The sequence below is a fragment of the Congregibacter sp. genome, from assembly GCF_045107095.1.
GTDB lineage: Bacteria > Pseudomonadota > Gammaproteobacteria > Pseudomonadales > Halieaceae > Congregibacter.
Genome location: NZ_JBGCFU010000038.1, coordinates 15,385 through 33,087 on the forward strand (window position 1 = coordinate 15,385; position 17,703 = coordinate 33,087).

Sequence of the window (17,703 nt, forward strand, 5' to 3'; positions counted from 1 at the left end):
GCTCCTCCTATGCAATTGCCTCGCCGATAAATGCCCCTGTTGAAGCACCCGGCGACTGAGGAGTTAGTCTAGGTTAGCGAGGGCGCAGTTCGCCTCGGTTAAATTCGGCCATGTTTAATCGTCGCTCTAGAAGGCCGTCGGGCGTTGAGCGCAGTTCGGCGGTGAGTCCAAAGTAAAGGGGGGTAGCGGCACTGCGCATACGCCACCAGCGGCGGGCAAGAGCATAAGCATCGGTGCCCAGGGCATGAAGCGCTGCGGAGTTATCCTCGGCACTGATTCCTCGGGGGTTCATTCTCCAAGGCATAGCTAGCAGCTTTAGACCACCAAGGTCTCGATTGAGCGCGGTGTTACCTGTGCCGCTGTCTGCTGTCGATAATGCATAAACGGGTAGGTCGCCCGCATAGTGGTAGTTGATGAGCGGTTTGAGTGCCCGTGCTTCGTCGCTGCTCTTGCTTAGTAAAAACACGGCATCCAGATCTTCCCTGCGCCGTCCGGCTGTTTCTACTTTCTCGTTGAAGAGAGAGCGGATCGCGGTGCTTCGCCGCGCACTATCGCCAAGCCCGAGTGCGTCGCGGATCGCCGGAGAGTGAGTGCTGGCTTTATCATAGATCGCCGTGCTTGGAACCTGTCCTCCGAGTCGACGCCAATGCTCGCCGAGGGCGGCTTCCATGCGCTCACCCCAGTCGCCTTCAGGTCGAATCACCAAGGCGCGACGAGAGCCGCTCGCGAACGCATCTTCGGCTAACTGACGCGCCTCATCTTCGGGGGCCAGAGATAGGAGCAGAGCACTGGGGTTCGGTCCTGTAGGGAATGTTGGGCGATTGAGTGTCAAGACGGGCACGTTTAAGTCAGGCTGCGCTAACAATTCCTCTACCTGTAACTTGCCTAGCGGCCCCACTATGACACTGGCTCCGTTTTCCTGGGCCTGAAGGTAGGCTGCGCTGATGGTCTCAAATCGGCGGCTGTCCAGTACATCAATGGTGAGACCTGCCTGTTGTGCCGCAAAGAAGCCGTCAATAAACCCTTGGCTTACAGCGGCTCCCGCTTTCTCAAGGGGGCCCGAAAGAGGGAGGACGAGTGTTAGTTTGCTTGTCTGTGCATCTAAAAGAGCTGCGTCCCGCAATGACTCAGCATGAGTTCTTGCGCTGTGTTCCGGGTATTGTGCCTCCCATGCAGCCAGGGCGGCCGCGTTCTCCAGAGGGCTGTCGATAATGCTTGCGGTGGCGAGATCCATCCATCCTTGAGTCTGCGGATCGAAGGCGGCAGGTGCGGAGTTCTCATTGCGAAGTCGCTGGGCGGCGCTCCAGACAGCGTCGCGTAGTTCTGTGTCAGCGGCCGTATCTGTCCTGGGCATAGACGATAAGAGGAGGCTAAGCCCCAGTTGCCGGGCACTGTCTCCCTGTTTCTTCGCGACGTCCAGTTCGTGAAGAAGGAGGTCGCGGCGAAGATCGCTCGGTAACGACTGTTTCTTTAACGCGCTCATCGCCGAGTCGTGGGTCGAGAGGTCGCCTCTTAAATGGGCAATACGCGCTTTGTAGTAGTCGATCCACAGCGCAGTTACGGCGGTTGATGCTGCGCTTGGTTCAAACGCAATATCCGGGCCTTGCGCTTCCAGCGCGGGGAGTGCCAGCGTTGCCGCGAGCCAGTCACCGTCGCGCAGGGCGGCTCGCGTTGCAGCAAACAGTTCTTCATCCATCGTGACAGTCTCAACCAAGAGAGGGTCAGTGGTCGTGTCTGGTTGCGATGGCTTTGTCGCTATGGTTGGGGATTCGCCAGGAAAGCCGGCTCGATCCGGTAGGTCGCCGGGCGTTGATGCGCAGGCGCTTAGCAGGGCGGTAAAAATCGCTCCGATTAGACCGTTCCGCCAGCAGTGGGACAAGCTCAGCATGCTATCCTCGATTCTAAAGATGCGGCCTTCGCCGCGCAGATCATCGCATTATAAGGAAGCCTGTCTCACTTGGAACCGGCGCTCTACATTGTAGCTACGCCCATCGGCAATCTCGGCGATGTTTCCCGGCGGGCAATAGAGGTTCTCTCTGGCGTGAGTTGTATCGCTGCGGAGGATACGCGGCGCACGGGTCAGCTATTGAGTGGCGAGGGCATCAAGACCCCCATGCTCGCTTACCACGAGCACAGTGCGCCGCAAGTTGCGGAGCAGTTAGCCGCGCGCATTGCTGGAGGCGAGTCAATCGCGCTGGTCTCTGATGCCGGTACTCCAACGATTTCCGATCCCGGGTACCGACTGGTTCGGGTTATGCAGGAAGCAGGCTTGAAGATCGTCCCTTTGCCAGGGCCCTGTGCCGCAATAGTGGGGCTTTCCGGCTCCGGCTTACCCAGTGATCGTTTTGCCTTCGAGGGTTTTCTGCCAAATCGCGGTGAAGCGCGGAAGCGCCGACTGGAAGCGCTCGCACATGCGGATGCGACGCTCATTTTTTACGAAGCGCCCCACCGAATCGTCGCGACACTGGAAGACATGCAATCTGTAATGGGGGGTGACAGGGAGGCTGCGCTCGCGAGAGAGCTGACCAAGAGCTTTGAAACTATCCGGCGCGCACCTCTTCGAGAGCTCTGTGACTGGGTGCGGGATGACACCAACCAAAGTCGCGGTGAAATAGTGCTTCTTCTGGCACCCGGCAAAGATGAGCGGAACGCTCAATTGGACCCCGCTTTGGGCGAGTTGCTGCTAGGGATCGCCGAGCATATGCCTGCGCGAAAAGCCGCGAAGCTGGTTGCGGGCTACTCGGGTCTGCCCAGCCGGCAGCTCTACGACTATCTACTGCAGCATCGCCCGGGCTGACCCCCGGCGCTTTTGAGGATTGTGGCTTTTGAGGACTGTGGCGCTTGCGCCTTTGCCGCCGTGTCGATACTCTGCGCGCGGAGTTGGCCAGGCGATCGCGGTATGTCGTGTCTTTGACACGAGGTACGGAGGAAAGTCCGGGCTCCATAGGGCAGGGTGCCAGGTAACGCCTGGGGGGTGTGAGCCCACGGAAAGTGCAACAGAAAGGATACCGCTTTTTTTACAGGGCCGCTCAAGGCTGTTTTGTGACGAAAGTAAGGGTGAAAAGGTGCGGTAAGAGCGCACCGCGCGGCTGGTAACAGGCGTGGCGATGGTAAACCCCACCTGGAGCAAGACCAAATAGGAATCCGTTTGCTGCGGCCCGCAGTGGATTCGGGTAGGTCGCTAGAGGCGAGCGGTGACGCTGGTCCCAGATGAATGATCGTTCTCGACAGAACCCGGCTTATCGGCCAACTCCTCTAATTTCCCCTGCGTCATGAGAGTTCTTCAGCCCTGTTGTAGTGCTCTCGTGGCAGCATTTTCTTTGTTCAGGTGAAACGTTTAGACGGAATTCGCCTAAAACCGCCCTGCAAAATAATCAAACGAACTTTAAGTTAAAGTAAAAACTCAGGTTAATGCCTTAGAGTGCTGTTTTTGTGATTTTTTACCGCGCCACGTGGGGCGGAAAAATGCCTCGAAACCCCCGCCGATTGACGCCCAAACCCCTGAAATAACAGGCTTTTTTGCGGATTCCGGCTTGACTTCAGCTTTCCCGTACACCTATAGTGTCGGGAAGTGGAGAGAAGTGGGTAATTCTGGTGATTTGTGGAATTCATCAGAATAAAGGGGTTAATAACTAGTGTTCCGTGGTGTTCAGCACATCAATATGGATGCAAAGGGTCGCCTTGCGATACCTTCGCGTCAGCGTGAACCGCTGCTGAGTCAGTGTGCCGGCGAAATTGTTGTGACTATCGATACCCAGACCTCCTGTTTGTGTATTTATCCTCTCCCAGCCTGGGAGCGTATCGAGCAAGACCTACAGAAACTACCCTCTCTAAATCCTGCCGTAAAACGATTCCAGCGATTGATGCTGGGATATGCAACCGACATTCAGCTCGATAGTAATGGAAGGATGCTGTTGCCGCCCTCGCTTCGCGAATATGCGCAGCTCGAGAAGAAGCTCGTGCTGGTTGGTCAGGGCAACAAGATGGAACTCTGGAGTGAGGAGCTCTGGATCGTTGAGCGTGATAAGGCGCTGGAAGATGTCGGGGTGGATGAGCCATGGCCCGACGAGCTGATGAATCTGCCCCTCTAGATGGCAGCCCCCCATGAAACTGTATTGTTGCACGAAGCGGTGGACGCGCTGGTAAGCAGCCCCGCCGGCCTTTATGTCGACGGTACCTTCGGCCGTGGCGGGCACAGTCGCGAAATTCTTAGCCGCCTTGACGAAAAAGGCCATCTCTTTGCCTGTGACAAAGATGAAGAGGCGGAGCGTGAGGCGCTTGACCTTGCAGCGCATGACAATCGTTTTACCTTTGCGCGAGATTCTTTTGCCGCACTGCCTGAGCTTCTTAAGGCGCGGGGCCTTGGTGAGGTGGATGGGATTCTTTTAGATCTCGGTGTGTCGAGCCCTCAATTAGATCAGGCCGAGCGGGGCTTTAGCTTCCAGCAAGATGGACCGCTGGATATGCGCATGGACCGCAGTCGCGGCGAGTCCGCTGCTGATTGGATCGCATCAGCACCAGAGCAGGAGATAGTCGATGTGCTTCGTGACTACGGTGAAGAGCGATATGCCAAGCGTATTGCTGGAGCCATTGTTAAAGCACGGGAAGAGTCTCCGCTTACCCGAACAGCGCAGTTAGCGACGATTGTTCGCGACGCGCACCCTCGCTGGGAAAAGCACAAGCATCCTGCGACGAGAGCTTTTCAGGCGATCCGCATTCGCGTGAACCGTGAGCTTGATGATCTCGCCGATTTGTTAGCGCTGGCGCTGTCAGTGCTCAGTGTTGGCGGTCGTTTGGTCGTGATCAGTTTTCACTCTCTGGAAGATCGTCTCGTGAAGCGCCATTTTCGAGACATGAGTCGTGGCCCTCAGCTGCCTCGAAACCTACCTGTCAGAGATGCGGAGTCGGGTGCTCAAATGCGTCTCCTTGGCAAGGCGATGCGAGCCAGCGATAGCGAAGTGTCAGGTAACCCAAGATCTCGTAGTGCCATTATGCGATGTGCGGAGAAGCTCGCATGAGCGCCGCGCTGGTGAAGCCCTTGTGGGCTGCGTTGGCGCTGACGCTTGTGCTGATAAGTGCGTTTTCGATTATCGGAAGTACGCACAGCAGTCGCAGCTTCTATGCGCAGCTTCAGGACCTGGAGGCGCAGCGTTGGTATCTGGAGGAGGAGTACAGTCGTCTGCTCCTCGAGCAAAGCACCTTGGCCTCACACTATCGGATTGAAAGTGAGGCAGGTGAGGCGCTGGGTCTTGTTGCTCCTGGTCACGATCAAACCCGTTTGGTGGCGAAATGAGTAAGGCCACCAAAGCAAGCGTGCAGAGCTGGCGAGCCTATGTCGTCATTGCCATGCTGGTATTGATGTTTCTTGCGCTGGTTGGTCGAGTCTTGTCTCTTCAGGTTCTGGATACGGGCCGCGGCGTTGATTTTCTCAAGCGTCAGGGCGATATGCGCATGTTGCGCACCGCTGAGCTTCCAGCCTATCGCGGTCTGATTACGGATCGCAGAGGCGAGCCTCTGGCTGTGAGTACGCCGGTTATCTCTCTGTGGGCAAATCCTAAGGTACTCAAGGGTAGTGATCGCCTGCCTGAGCTTGCTTCTGCGCTGGATCTTGGTGCAGGAGAGCTTGAAGACCGCCTGTCGCGGTATTCCGGTCGTCAGTTTATGTATTTGCGTCGGCATTTGATCCCGGATCAGGCGAGAGAGGTGCTCGCACTGAACATCCGTGGGGTCCGTGCGGAGCGTGAGTATCGTCGCTTTTACCCAGCGGGCGAGGTTGCAGCGCAGCTGGTGGGAATGACAAACGTAGATGGCAAGGGTGTTGCAGGTCTCGAGCTGGCCTATGACGAATGGCTTCGTGGGCATGCAGGGAAAAAGCGCTACATCAAGGATCTCCATGGAGATGCCGTGCGCGATATTGGCGTTGTGGAGCCTGTGCGTCCCGGGCGCAACCTGCAATTATCTATTGATCTGCGTTTGCAGTACTTGCTCCACCGTGAGCTTAGTCGTGCAGTAAAAGTGACGGGTGCCGAAGCGGGGGTGATCGTCACCATTGATAGTCAAACGGGTGAGGTCCTCGCGAGCGCTAGTTATCCTGATTTTAATCCCAACAATCGCAGCACCGTCACCATGAGTCAGACGCGCAATCGCGCGTTGACTGACGTATTTGAGCCCGGCTCTACAATGAAGCCTTTGACTCTTGTGGCGGCCTTGGAGTCCGGCCGTTACGACACCACCACGCTCATTGACACAAGTCCCGGCCGCATTCGCGTGGGACGGAAGGTTCTGCCGGACCCCCGCAATTACGGAGAAATCACGCTGTCGCGCGTGGTGGAGAAATCCAGTCAGGTGGGGATCACCAAAATCGCACTGGATATTGGTCATGAGCCAATCTGGGATGTATTTAATCGTTTTGGTTTAGGGCAGGCGACAGCTACGGGCTTTCCTGGAGAGAGTTCAGGTCTGCTTCCCCAGCGTCCAAAGTGGCGTCCTATTGAGCAGGTTACTCTGGCTTTCGGCTATGGCCTGACGGCAACACCCTTGCAGATTGCCCGGGCTTACGCAGTTTTTGCGAATGGTGGTTTATTGCCAGAGCTCTCGTTGCTACAGAGAGAGGCGGTGGATGTTCGCAGTGAGCGTGTTGTTGATGCTCAGATAGCTGCCAAGGTGCGTGATGTTCTGCACGAAGTCACGGGCTCTCAGGGGACAGCTCGTAAAGCCCGGGTCCCAGGCTACGAAGTGGGCGGAAAAACGGGCACGGTACACAAGGTCGGTGCAGGCGGCTATCTGGATGACCAGTACGTTGCGCTATTTGTAGGCATGGCGCCCATTGAGGACCCACGGTTTGTCTCTGTTGTGGTCCTTGACCGACCGAAGGGCGACAACTATGGCGGAGGCTCCGCGGCGGCGCCCGTGTTTGCGCGAGTCGCGGCAGAGACGCTTCGCCTCTTGGGTGTAGCACCCAGTCTGGAAGCCCCCGAAGAAATGCTCGCCGTTGCAGCAGGAGGGGGAGCATGACGTCCGCCATTGCTGATACCTGCCGTGCACTACCTCTATTGCTCGATGGTATGGCGAGCGATGTTCCACAGCTTGATATTGCCGGCATAAGTCTGGATAGCCGCACGGTCAAAAAGGGTGATTTGTTCGTCGCTTTGCGCGGGGCGTCGCAAGACGGTCGGGAGTTTTTAAAGCAAGCGGCTGACCTGGGTGCCGCAGCGGCGTTAGTAGAAGATGCTATTCCTGGGGAGGGTGCGCCGCTTCCGGCCGTAGTCGTTCCTCGCTTGCGCCACAAGCTTTGCGAGATCGCCGGACGTTACTACCGGGATCCGAGTCGGCAGATGCATGTGGCGGCGGTGACCGGAACGAACGGTAAAACCACAGTGAGCCAGTTGTTCGCGCAACTTGTGCGCAGCGCAGGTTATGACTGCGGCGTAATAGGTACCCTCGGCTCGTCTCTAACCGGGGACGTGCAAGACAGTATCCACACCACGCCAGACTCCATCGCTCTGCAAGAGATTCTGGCGGGCTGGGCGGGGCAGGCTGTGCCTTTCGTCAGTATGGAGGTGTCATCTCACGCGCTTGATCAGGGTCGTCTGAACGGCCTCGATGTTGACTCGGCGATCTTTACGAATCTGACCCGCGATCATCTCGACTATCACGGTGACATGCAGTCCTACGGCGAAGCGAAAGCCAGGCTGTTTGCATTTGATTCACTACGCACGGCTGTTCTCAATGCCGATGACCCTTTTAGTGAAGACCTCGCGCAGAAGATTTCGGCTGATGTGGCGGTCCTTCGTTACGGCGTTCATACGCAGTCTGCCGATGTGCGACTCAGTAACTTGCGGCTGAGCAGTGCCGGGCTTCAGCTTAAATTCGAGAGCCCCTGGGGCAACGCATCGCTCAAATGTCCCTTGTTGGGTAAGTTCAATGCTGCGAACTTGCTTGCAGCGCTGACAGCAGCGTTGCAAGCCGGTGTGCCATTCGATTCCGTAATGACGGCCGTTGAAGGCCTGCAGTCAGTGCCGGGCCGTATGCAGCCCATTCGCGGTGCGGGCGGCCCCTTGGTGGTTGTGGACTACGCGCATACACCTGATGCCTTGAGGCAGGTGTTGCTGGCGCTACGGGAGCAGTGTGCAGGTTCTCTCATCGCAGTCTTTGGTTGCGGCGGGGATCGCGATAAAGGTAAGCGTGCGTTGATGGCTGAGGTGGTTTCGGCTAACGCTGACAATGCGGTTATCACCAGTGACAACCCTCGTGGTGAAGATCCTATGGCGATCATTGCCGACGTGGAAGCAGCAATGTCCGGTAAATACATCGTCTGCGCTGATCGAGCGGATGCCATTCGTATGGCGCTTGAGTCCGCAGGGCCGGATGACTGTGTGCTCATTGCGGGGAAGGGACACGAGGATTATCAAATTGTTGGTGATCAGCGATTCTCATTCAGCGATACGGCCATTGCACAGCAAATACTGGCGAGGAACGCGGCATGATGTCCGCATTGACGCTGCCAGTTATTGCTGAACGTGTAGGCGCCGCCTACACGGGGTCAGCTTTAGCAGTATCTGGCGTGGCCATCGATTCCCGTGCCATTGGCCGCGGTGACTTGTTCGTCGCGCTGCCAGGGGAGCGCGTCGATGGCCATGACTACATCGATGCAGCCATAGCCAATGGTGCCGTTGCTGCGTTGGTGGAGCGACCAGTGGATGCGAGCATTCCCTGCCTTCTTGTCTCAAGCTGTCTGTCGGCACTATCAGAGCTTGGGCGAGCCAGTCGTGACTTGTCGCAAAGCATAGTTGTCGCCATCACTGGAAGCTGTGGAAAGACCACAGTGAAAAATCTGTGTCGCAGTATATTCAGCCAGGCGGGAGCCACCGTAGCGACCTCGGGTAACTACAACAACGAGATCGGTGTACCTCTCACTCTTTCTCGAATCGAAGATCAGACTCGCTACGCGATCGTCGAAATGGGGGCTACTCGTCGCGGCGACATCGCTCATCTTTGCGCACTGGCTCGGCCATCTATTACCACTGTTTTGAATGCTATGGAGGCTCACCTCGAGGGCTTCGGGAGCGTCGCAGACGTGGCGGACATTAAGGCCGAGATCTATGACGGCCTGGGCAGCGATGGTTTCGCGGTTTTGAATCTCGACCAGCCCTGGGTGGACCTTTGGCGGGAGCGTGTTGCGAAAGCCGGCGCTGCCAGTGTGACGTACTCCCTTGCCAGTGGCGGCGACATTACTATTTCTGATCTGACCGACCATGGCCTTAAGGGCAGTGACTTCGTATTACACATGGGCGGCGAAAGTCGGGGCGTGAGTTTCCCCCTACCGGGTCGCCACAACGTATCTAACGCATTAGCGGCGGCAGCACTCGCACGAGCCTCAGGTCTAAGTCTTGGGCAGATCGTCGCGGGACTGGAATTGGCCGAGAGTGAGCCGGGTCGCTTGCAGGCCGAGCAATTGGGCAGTGGCAAAGTTCTTATCGACGATAGCTACAACGCCAACCCGGGTTCGGTGCGCGCTGCTATTGATCTATTAGTAGGCACTCAAGGCAGAAGCTTGCTGGTTCTTGGGGAAATGCTGGAGCTGGGTGAAGAGAGTCCGCAACGCCATGCGGAGATGGGCGCGCTCGCCAAGGAGCGGGGCATCTCGCAGTTTGTGGGAATAGGCGATGCACTGAAGCCGGCGGTAGATGCCTTTGGTGCCTCTGGACACTGGTACCCCTCGCGGGAGGCCGTGACGCCGGATCTGCCGGTACTGCTTGAGCACAGTGACACCGTTCTGGTGAAAGGCTCTAGAGGTGCTGCCATGGAGTCAGTGCTCGCGGAGCTTCGCGGCCTCGCGTCGGAGGGTCGCTCATGCTGATGATCCTGGCAGATTACCTGGCGCAGTTTGAGTCTGCCTTCCGCGTGTTTCAGTACCTGACGCTTCGAGGGATTCTTGCCGCAGGCACGGCACTGCTTATCTCGCTGCTGGTGGGCCCCGTGATGATTCGTCGCCTCAGCTATCACCAGGTGGGGCAGGCGGTACGTAGCGACGGTCCCCAGTCCCATCTGGAAAAATCCGGAACGCCCACTATGGGCGGCGCATTGATTCTTGTCGCTATTGCAATCAGCACGCTGCTCTGGGCCGATCTGTCTAACGCGTATGTCTGGGTTGCCCTCTTGGTGACAGCCGCCTTCGGTGCGGTGGGATGGGTAGATGACTATCGAAAAGTCGTAGAGCGAAATCCCAGAGGCTTGCCTGCGCGCTGGAAATACCTCTGGCAGTCTGTAGCAGGACTATCTGCGGCCGTTTTTCTGTACATGAACTCCGACAGTCCGGTAACGACGCAGCTTTACATTCCCTTCTTTAAAGATATCGCGATTTCTATGGGAGTGCTGTTCGTCGTGCTCACGTACTTTGTGATTGTAGGCGCCAGTAACGCCGTGAATCTGACCGATGGCCTTGATGGCCTGGCTATCCTGCCCACGGTGTTGGTCGGGACTGCGCTTGGTCTGATCGCGTACTTGACGGGTAATGTCAATTTTGCAGACTACCTGCAAATTCCCTACGTAGCGGGCAGTGGAGAGCTTTCCGTGTTCTGCGGGAGTATCGCCGGCGCGGGTCTTGGCTTCCTTTGGTTTAACACCTATCCCGCACAAGTGTTCATGGGTGATGTGGGAGCGCTTGCTCTCGGAGCCGCGCTGGGTACCGTTGCAGTCATCACGCGCCACGAGATCGTGTTCTTTATCATGGGCGGCATTTTTGTCCTCGAGACAGTGTCCGTTATTCTTCAGGTGGCCTCGTTCAAGCTAACGGGTCGTCGACTTTTCCGAATGGCGCCCATTCATCACCACTACGAATTGAAAGGTTGGCCTGAGCCGCGAGTGATCGTCCGCTTCTGGATTATCACTGTCATGCTGGTGCTGTTCGGTCTAGCCACGTTGAAGCTGCGGTGATGGGTGTGGTGGCCAAAGATATGTCGTCTCTCATCAGCAGTACACGTCGCAAAGTCGTGGTTGGTCTCGGTGTGACAGGTTTGTCCGTGGCTCGATACTTGGCGCGCCAAGGTGAGGAGTTCTCGGTGGTGGATACCCGGGAAAGGCCTCCCGGGCTCGAACAGTTGCGTGATGAATTACCGCAGGTGCCGGTAATGCTTGGTAACAACGTTCAGGATGTATTGGATACCGCAGCCGAACTTATCGTCAGTCCCGGCATTTCCATCGATGAGCCGTGGCTAAAGCAGGCGGTGGATGCGGGAGCCAGGCTTTGTGGCGATATAGATCTCTTTGTCGCAGCCGCGAAGGCACCGGTCATTGGTATTACTGGTTCAAATGCCAAATCCACAGTGACAGAAATGCTGGGCGCCATGATCAAAGCGGCCGGCCATCATGTGGGTGTGGGGGGGAATCTTGGCGTTCCCGCGCTGGATCTGCTTTCCGATGACAACGAATTCTATGTGTTGGAGCTGTCGAGCTTTCAGTTAGAGCGCGCGAGTGCTTTGAACCTGGAGGTTGCTACGGTGCTTAACGTGACGCCCGATCATTTGGATCGTCACGGCAGTATGCCGCGCTACCACCAGGCCAAGCACAGAATCTTTAATGGTTCGCGCAAGGTGGTTTTCAATCTTGATGACCCTCTCACCATTCCTCCGCTGGCAGCGGATCGTTCCCAAGTGAGCTGGCGTCTGGGAGAGCCCGATTTCCATGGTTTCGGGCTTAGAGACATAGATGGCGAAGCGACTCTAGTGAAGGGGTTCGAGCCGTTGATCAAGGCTGCCGACCTGGCTTTACCTGGACGACACAATATCGCCAACGCCCTGGCCGCCCTGGCTTTGGGGTCGGCTATTGATCTCCCTGTGAAGGCCATGTTGGAGGTGCTTCGCAGTTTTCCGGGTTTGGAACATCGCTGTGAGTTGGTGCTGGATCATGATGGCATACGCTGGATTAATGACTCCAAAGCGACAAACGTTGGTGCAGCACTCGCAGCCATTGAGGGTATGGGGGCGTCCCACCGCCTTATCTTGATCGCGGGTGGGCGGGACAAAGATGCGGATTTTCGAGTGTTGAAGCCAGCTGTTGCAAAGCACTGTGATCGCGTCCTGCTGATCGGTGAGGCATCCGATGCCCTGGCGGGAGCTCTGGGCGATGCGAGCGAGCTGGTTAGCGCCGGCACTCTTGAAAACGCGGTCAAGCTTGCCCGCGGTTCTGCGAAGCCTGGAGACATAGTGCTGCTCTCGCCCGCATGCGCAAGCTTCGATCAGTTTGATAGCTATGGGGCGCGGGGCGAATGTTACAAGCAGTTGGTTCTGGGGGCGGTTGACTCATGAATACCGCGCGGACAGCAGCTGTCGTCGATGTGGGTCGGCTGCCGGATCTGATGTTGCTTTCTATAGCGGTGGCTTTGTTGCTCATAGGGTTGATTGCTATCACCTCGGCGTCAGTGGGTTATGCCGAGGCAACCTACGGGAACATGTGGCATCACAGCTATCGCCATTTGGTGTACCTCGCCCTTGCGCTTATGGCTGGTGTTATCTGCTATCAGGTGCCTATAGAGCTCTGGTATCGCAGCGGCTGGCTCCTACTGTTGCTCTCAAGCTTGCTGCTGATTCTTGTGCTCATCCCCGGAGTAGGTCGCAACGTTAATGGTAGCCAGCGATGGTTGGCGCTGGGTTCCATGACTCTTCAGCCGTCAGAGCTGGCCAAGGCCGCAATGATCGTATACCTGTCCGGCTATGTGGTCCGTCAGGGTAAAGCCTTGCAAGAGAGCTGGCAGGGTGTGCTTAGACCCCTAATGATTTTGGGTCTGGTCGCTGTTCTGCTTTTAGCTGAGCCGGACTTCGGTGCTGTAGTGATCATGTTTGCCACCGCTTTTGGAATGCTATTTCTGGCGGGCATGCGACTCATGCATCTGGGCCTGATTATCGCGGCTACGGGTGTTCTTGGCGCGTTGTTGATTCAAGCGGCACCTTATCGTCTTCAGCGCCTCATAGCCTACACAGATCCCTGGGCAGATCCTTTTGGTTCAGGTTTTCAGTTGATTCAATCACTGATCGCCTTTGGGCGTGGTGAGTGGTTCGGAGTGGGGCTGGGCAATAGCGTGCAAAAGCTCTTTTATCTCCCTGAGGCTCACACCGATTTTGTGTTTTCCATCTGGGCGGAAGAAACGGGGTTTGTGGGTGCCTTTGTGCTTATCGCTTTGTTTCTCGCGCTGGTGCTACGCATTTTCCATCTGGGCCGGGAAGCTCAGAAAGACGGCCAGTTGTTCTCTGCCTATCTCTGTTTCGGCGTGTCACTCATGTTCTCGGGGCAGGCTTTTGTAAACATGGGCGTGAGCGCCGGTCTATTACCTACGAAGGGGCTGACGCTGCCTCTCATCAGTTACGGCGGTACCAGCCTGATTACGGCCTGCGTGCTATTGAGCATGGTGCTTCGGGTTGCTCACGAGCGGCAGCAGCCCGCGCGAGGACGTAAGCGATGACTGCGCCTCTTGCCATGATGTTGGCCGGTGGAACTGGTGGTCACGTGTATCCCGCTCTGGCGGTGGCGCTTGATCTGCGTGAGCGCGGTTTTCGGCTCGCCTGGATTGGCACTCGCCGCGGGCTTGAAGCGCGAGTGGTGCCCGAGGCTGATATATCGTTCTTTCCTCTTCCAATGCGAGGACTTCGGGGTAAGGGCTTTCTGCAGCAGATTCTCGCGATCTTGCTGTTGGGTTTTTCGTTACTGCAGTCGCTGTGGTTGATGTTGCGAATGCGGCCTGCGCTCGTCGTAGGTATGGGAGGTTATGCGTCGTTTCCCGCAGCTTTCGCTGCCTGGCTGACGCGCCGCCCTCTGTTGCTACAGGAACAGAACGCCGTGCCCGGGAGCGCCAACAAAGCGCTGGCGCGTTTTGCATCGGTTATTGCCACGGGCTTTCCAGAGGTGCTCACGCAGTATGCAAAGACGCAATACCTGGGGAACCCTGTTCGCAAGGATTTGCTTGCCGTGGCTAGCTTATCGCCCTGGGCGCCCAGGAAGCTGTCCCCTTTACGAGTGCTGGTTCTGGGGGGAAGTTTGGGCGCACGGCCATTGAATGAAGCTGTTCCTGTTTTAGCAGCTTTGCTGGGCTCAAACTGCGAGTGGCGCCACCAGTGCGGGCCCGAGCATGCCGACAGCACACGCACGAGTTACGCCGCGGTCACCGATGCAAAATGGCAGGTCGAGCCCTACGTGGAAGATATGCCCGAAGCTTATGCCTGGGCACAGCTTGTTATTTGCCGCGCAGGTGCCTTGACTGTTGCTGAGCTCGCTGTGACCGCTAGGCCATCGATACTTATTCCATTGCCTTACGCCATCGATGATCACCAAACTGCGAACGCGCAATTTCTGGTTGATGCCGGTGCGGCGATTTTGCTGACCCAGGAAAGTATCGAGGAAGAACTGGAAGCGTCATTACGCAAGCTGCTTGCCGATGACAGCACGCTTTCGGCTATGTCTGTTGCGGCGGGCAATTGTGCCCGGCCTGATGCGACCAAGGCGATTGCGGATCGTGCGGAGGCATTGACTCTATGACGGCGTCATCAATGCCAGGAGCTTCCGAGATGCGCCGGGTACGTCGTATCCACATGGTAGGTGTGGGTGGTAGCGGCATGAGTGGTATTGCCGAGGTGCTGGTTAACCTGGGGTTCTCTGTCAGCGGTTCAGACCTTATGGATGGGGCTGTGACTCGGCATCTCGCAGAGATGGGCGTGACGGTGACTATTGGACATCAGGCAGAAGCTGTCAGCGATGCGGACGTCGTTGTCATATCCAGCGCGGTGCACGGGGACAACGATGAGTTGGTCGCAGCGAAGGAGCGACGAATTCCCGTGGTTCGCCGCGCGGAAATGCTTGCCGAGCTTATGCGCCATCGCTACGGCATTGCGGTCGCGGGTACCCACGGGAAGACTACTACTACCAGTCTTATCGCCGCCATTTTTGCCGCGGCCGATCTCGATCCAACCTTCGTGATTGGTGGACGGGTTAACAGCACCGGCACACACGCGCAGTTAGGAGCAGGCCGGTTTCTTATTGCCGAGGCCGATGAAAGCGACGCATCGTTTTTGCACTTGCAGCCCATGGTGACTGTGGTGACGAACATCGAGGCGGATCACATGGAGACCTACGGAGGGGACTTTGCGCAGCTTCGGAAAACCTTCGTCGAGTTCTTACACAATCTTCCCTTCTACGGTCTCGCTGTTCTTTGTGTCGATGATGCAGTGCTCGCGGAACTGGATGCAGATCTTGGCCGCCCGATACTAGGCTATGGATTCAGCGATATCGCCGACTATCGCATTACAGGTCTGAAGCCCGACGGGCTGATGACACGATTCACCGTTGAGCGACCGGAAGGTCACCCAGCGCTTGCCATCTCTCTCAACATGCCCGGGGCACATAATGTCCTGAATGCAACAGCGGCTGTGGCAGTCGCGACTGATCAAGGTATCGATGATCAGGTGATTCAGGACACCCTCGCGAATTTCGGCGGGGTAGGTCGTCGATTCAGCGTGTATGAAGACGTGAAGCTTGGGAGTCATCTCGTGACTCTGGTGGATGATTATGGGCACCACCCTACGGAGGTGGCTGCCACTTTGGCCTCGGCACGACAGGCCTGGCCCGAGCGCCGCGTTGTGATGGTGTATCAGCCACACCGCTTTACACGTACACGGGATCTTTACGACGACTTTGTGGGTGTCTTGTCCGACACAGATTTCCTGGTGCTTTTGGAGGTGTATCCCGCTGGTGAAGAGACGATCACGGGTGCGGATAGTCGCTCCTTGGCTCGCTCCATCCGACAGCGCGGACAGCTCGACCCGCTGTACGCAGCGACGGCCTTGGAAGTCCCAGCGTTGCTCATGGATGTGCTTGAGCCGGGTGATGTGCTGGTGACACAGGGTGCTGGAGACATCGCCCGTTTGGCTGTGCAGCTTCGCGAGCGGGAGGTTCAGCTATGAGTGAAGTCGGCGCCTTGCGCGATCTCAATTTAGCGGTGCTCTTCGGCGGAACCTCCGGGGAGCGCGAGGTCTCTCTTGCGAGTGCAGAGACTGTGCTTGGTGCTCTGCGCAAAGGAGGCTACCAGCCTCTGGCACTAGATACTGGTGAGCCGAGGTGGTGGGAGCGTCTCGGTAACACAGATATTGCCTTCAACATTCAGCACGGTGTTGGTGGTGAGGATGGTAGTACCCAAGGCTTACTCCAGTGTCTTGGTGTTGTGGGTACAGGGAGCAATGTTTTGGGCTCAGCGCTGGCTATGGACAAGCTCCGTAGCAAGCAGTTGTGGCGCAGCCTGGGGCTCCCGACCGCGGACTTTGCGTTGGTGAAAGCTGACACCGATGTTGACGCTCTGCTGTCTAAGTGGGGGGCGGCATTCGTCAAGCCGGTCGCCGAAGGTTCCAGCCTGGGTATGACTCGGGTCGACAGTGCAGCCGCCTTCGCTGTGGCTTGTGAGTCAGCAGCAGTTTACGGCGAGAGGATTCTTGCCGAGCAATTCATCGATGGACCCGAGTACACCGTTGCGATTCTAGGTGACCGTGCCCTACCACCGATTCGCATCGAGGCGACGCGCGAGTTTTATGACTACGAAGCGAAATACAAGGGCAGCAGCACGAGCTATCACATTCCCTGCGGCTTGAGTGTGCCGGACGAGGAACTACTCTGCGAGCTGGCGCTGGAGGCTTTTAATGCGCTGGATTGCTCTGTTTGGGGTCGTGTAGATCTCATGCGCGATGGTAACGGCGAGTTTCAGCTTCTCGAGGTGAACACGATCCCGGGTATGACTGACCATAGTCTGGTGCCCATGGCGGCCACGGCCGGAGGCATATCACTTCTAGAGCTCCTCGAAGAAATACTGTTGCTGTCCTGGGGAACGGTCAGCATCTTGGATGGAGGGGCACGTTGATGGCTGCATCACGAAGAAACTCACGCCGTCGACCGAAGCAAACTGCCAGTTCGCGAGCTAAGGCGATTCTGGCAAGGCTGAAGAGCGGAGTCAGCGTTTTAGTGTCTGTCACAGCCCTGTGTGTCCTCGGTAGTGTGATGTATTTGGGGGCTGAAGGGCTCCGAAGCCTGCCTGTTGAGCGCATCGTCGTCACCGGCAAGCTCGAGAATTTACGTCAGGAGGCACTTCGCGAGGTCCTATCCGACGAACTGGAAGACGGCTTGTTGTTCCTCAATCTGAGTGATTTACAGAGCACTCTCGAAGATTTGCCTTGGGTGTACGCCGCACAGCTTCGTCGTCGCTTTCCCGACACTTTGGAAGTCAGTGTCGTAGAGCAGTTGCCCATCGCCCGCTGGGGCAATGAGGCTTTCCTGAATCACGAAGCTCGAATCATTGAAGTCACCGATGGGGAGCGTTGGCAGGACCTTCCACAAATCCGCGGTCCCGTCGGCAGCGAAGCACGGCTTATGAATCACTATCAGCGATTGCTTGAGCGTCTGCGCCCACTATCACTGACTCCCGTTGCGCTGAGTGAAGACGACTACGGACAGCTCTATGCGAGTTTGGATAACGGGCTTGAGCTGCAGCTTGGCGATCATGATTTCTCGCTTCGATTGCAGCGGTTTTTGAAGCTATGGAGAAGTGACCTCCAGGATGCTGACCGAGTCGTGCGGCGTGTAGATATGCGTTACGACGGCGGTGCGGCCGTGGCATTTGACCAGACTCCGCAGTTGGCGGGTCTGACTGAAAACACCCAGGGTAGGTAGGCAGCG

At 57.0% G+C, this 17,703-nt stretch carries 15 protein-coding genes and 1 other RNA gene; 15 read left to right on the top strand and 1 reads right to left on the bottom strand.

Annotated features, from left to right (window positions below; all coding sequences use genetic code 11):
• Positions 1-73 precede the first annotated feature (73 nt).
• Complete coding sequence (locus AB8B76_RS07630; RefSeq protein ID WP_405271432.1) at positions 74-1,888, bottom strand: penicillin-binding protein activator; 1,815 nt, start codon at positions 1,886-1,888, stop codon at positions 74-76.
• A gap of 69 nt (positions 1,889-1,957) precedes the next feature.
• Here AB8B76_RS07630 and rsmI point away from each other — a divergent pair, with 69 nt between their 5' ends.
• The 15 genes from rsmI to AB8B76_RS07705 all read left to right on the top strand — a co-directional run bounded on the left by rsmI (position 1,958) and on the right by AB8B76_RS07705 (position 17,697).
• Positions 1,958-2,797, top strand: a complete 840-nt coding sequence (rsmI, locus tag AB8B76_RS07635) for a 16S rRNA (cytidine(1402)-2'-O)-methyltransferase (protein ID WP_405271433.1) — start codon at positions 1,958-1,960, stop codon at positions 2,795-2,797.
• Positions 2,798-2,876: 79 nt separating this feature from the next.
• An RNA gene (gene rnpB / locus AB8B76_RS07640) (RNase P RNA component class A) lies at positions 2,877-3,258 on the top strand.
• A gap of 377 nt (positions 3,259-3,635) precedes the next feature.
• The gene (mraZ, locus tag AB8B76_RS07645) at positions 3,636-4,091 is read left to right on the top strand and encodes a division/cell wall cluster transcriptional repressor MraZ (RefSeq protein WP_405271434.1); all 456 of its coding nucleotides are present in this window, start codon (positions 3,636-3,638) and stop codon (positions 4,089-4,091) included.
• Positions 4,092-5,018, top strand: coding sequence for a 16S rRNA (cytosine(1402)-N(4))-methyltransferase RsmH (gene rsmH / locus AB8B76_RS07650; RefSeq protein ID WP_405271435.1), 927 nt, complete (start codon positions 4,092-4,094; stop codon positions 5,016-5,018). It begins immediately after the preceding gene.
• Positions 5,015-5,293 carry a cell division protein FtsL gene (gene ftsL / locus AB8B76_RS07655; protein ID WP_405271436.1) on the top strand — a complete coding sequence of 93 codons (279 nt, stop codon included), beginning with the start codon at positions 5,015-5,017 and terminating at the stop codon, positions 5,291-5,293. Before rsmH ends, ftsL begins: the two co-directional genes overlap by 4 nt.
• Positions 5,290-7,014, top strand: a complete 1,725-nt coding sequence (locus tag AB8B76_RS07660) for a peptidoglycan D,D-transpeptidase FtsI family protein (protein ID WP_405271437.1) — start codon at positions 5,290-5,292, stop codon at positions 7,012-7,014. The genes ftsL and AB8B76_RS07660 overlap by 4 nt, the downstream gene beginning before the upstream one ends.
• Positions 7,011-8,486: a UDP-N-acetylmuramoyl-L-alanyl-D-glutamate--2,6-diaminopimelate ligase gene (locus tag AB8B76_RS07665; RefSeq protein ID WP_405271438.1), complete on the top strand. Its 1,476-nt coding sequence runs from the start codon at positions 7,011-7,013 to the stop codon at positions 8,484-8,486. The genes AB8B76_RS07660 and AB8B76_RS07665 overlap by 4 nt, the downstream gene beginning before the upstream one ends.
• Positions 8,483-9,859, top strand: coding sequence for a UDP-N-acetylmuramoyl-tripeptide--D-alanyl-D-alanine ligase (murF, locus tag AB8B76_RS07670; RefSeq protein WP_405271439.1), 1,377 nt, complete (start codon positions 8,483-8,485; stop codon positions 9,857-9,859). Before AB8B76_RS07665 ends, murF begins: the two co-directional genes overlap by 4 nt.
• The gene (mraY, locus tag AB8B76_RS07675) at positions 9,853-10,935 is read left to right on the top strand and encodes a phospho-N-acetylmuramoyl-pentapeptide-transferase (RefSeq protein WP_405271440.1); all 1,083 of its coding nucleotides are present in this window, start codon (positions 9,853-9,855) and stop codon (positions 10,933-10,935) included. The genes murF and mraY overlap by 7 nt, the downstream gene beginning before the upstream one ends.
• Before the next feature lie 20 nt (positions 10,936-10,955).
• Positions 10,956-12,305 (top strand): UDP-N-acetylmuramoyl-L-alanine--D-glutamate ligase, encoded by a 1,350-nt coding sequence (murD, locus tag AB8B76_RS07680; protein WP_405271442.1) that lies wholly within the window; start codon positions 10,956-10,958, stop codon positions 12,303-12,305.
• Positions 12,302-13,456, top strand: coding sequence for a putative lipid II flippase FtsW (gene ftsW, locus AB8B76_RS07685; RefSeq protein ID WP_405271443.1), 1,155 nt, complete (start codon positions 12,302-12,304; stop codon positions 13,454-13,456). The genes murD and ftsW overlap by 4 nt, the downstream gene beginning before the upstream one ends.
• Positions 13,453-14,526, top strand: coding sequence for an undecaprenyldiphospho-muramoylpentapeptide beta-N-acetylglucosaminyltransferase (gene murG / locus AB8B76_RS07690; RefSeq protein WP_405271444.1), 1,074 nt, complete (start codon positions 13,453-13,455; stop codon positions 14,524-14,526). The genes ftsW and murG overlap by 4 nt, the downstream gene beginning before the upstream one ends.
• Positions 14,523-15,947: a UDP-N-acetylmuramate--L-alanine ligase gene (gene murC / locus AB8B76_RS07695; RefSeq protein WP_405271445.1), complete on the top strand. Its 1,425-nt coding sequence runs from the start codon at positions 14,523-14,525 to the stop codon at positions 15,945-15,947. Before murG ends, murC begins: the two co-directional genes overlap by 4 nt.
• Positions 15,944-16,891: a D-alanine--D-alanine ligase gene (locus AB8B76_RS07700; RefSeq protein ID WP_405271446.1), complete on the top strand. Its 948-nt coding sequence runs from the start codon at positions 15,944-15,946 to the stop codon at positions 16,889-16,891. The genes murC and AB8B76_RS07700 overlap by 4 nt, the downstream gene beginning before the upstream one ends.
• Positions 16,891-17,697 (top strand): cell division protein FtsQ/DivIB, encoded by an 807-nt coding sequence (locus AB8B76_RS07705; protein WP_405271447.1) that lies wholly within the window; start codon positions 16,891-16,893, stop codon positions 17,695-17,697. Before AB8B76_RS07700 ends, AB8B76_RS07705 begins: the two co-directional genes overlap by 1 nt.
• Positions 17,698-17,703 lie beyond the last annotated feature (6 nt).

Coding starts and splice junctions, on each gene's coding strand:
- AB8B76_RS07630 (WP_405271432.1), bottom strand. CDS start 1,888: ATGCTGAGCTTGTCCCACTGCTGGCGGAACGGTCTAATCGGAGCGATT.
- rsmH (WP_405271435.1), top strand. CDS start 4,092: ATGGCAGCCCCCCATGAAACTGTATTGTTGCACGAAGCGGTGGACGCG.
- ftsL (WP_405271436.1), top strand. CDS start 5,015: ATGAGCGCCGCGCTGGTGAAGCCCTTGTGGGCTGCGTTGGCGCTGACG.
- AB8B76_RS07660 (WP_405271437.1), top strand. CDS start 5,290: ATGAGTAAGGCCACCAAAGCAAGCGTGCAGAGCTGGCGAGCCTATGTC.
- AB8B76_RS07665 (WP_405271438.1), top strand. CDS start 7,011: ATGACGTCCGCCATTGCTGATACCTGCCGTGCACTACCTCTATTGCTC.
- murF (WP_405271439.1), top strand. CDS start 8,483: ATGATGTCCGCATTGACGCTGCCAGTTATTGCTGAACGTGTAGGCGCC.
- mraY (WP_405271440.1), top strand. CDS start 9,853: ATGCTGATGATCCTGGCAGATTACCTGGCGCAGTTTGAGTCTGCCTTC.
- murD (WP_405271442.1), top strand. CDS start 10,956: ATGTCGTCTCTCATCAGCAGTACACGTCGCAAAGTCGTGGTTGGTCTC.
- ftsW (WP_405271443.1), top strand. CDS start 12,302: ATGAATACCGCGCGGACAGCAGCTGTCGTCGATGTGGGTCGGCTGCCG.
- murG (WP_405271444.1), top strand. CDS start 13,453: ATGACTGCGCCTCTTGCCATGATGTTGGCCGGTGGAACTGGTGGTCAC.
- murC (WP_405271445.1), top strand. CDS start 14,523: ATGACGGCGTCATCAATGCCAGGAGCTTCCGAGATGCGCCGGGTACGT.
- AB8B76_RS07700 (WP_405271446.1), top strand. CDS start 15,944: ATGAGTGAAGTCGGCGCCTTGCGCGATCTCAATTTAGCGGTGCTCTTC.
- AB8B76_RS07705 (WP_405271447.1), top strand. CDS start 16,891: ATGGCTGCATCACGAAGAAACTCACGCCGTCGACCGAAGCAAACTGCC.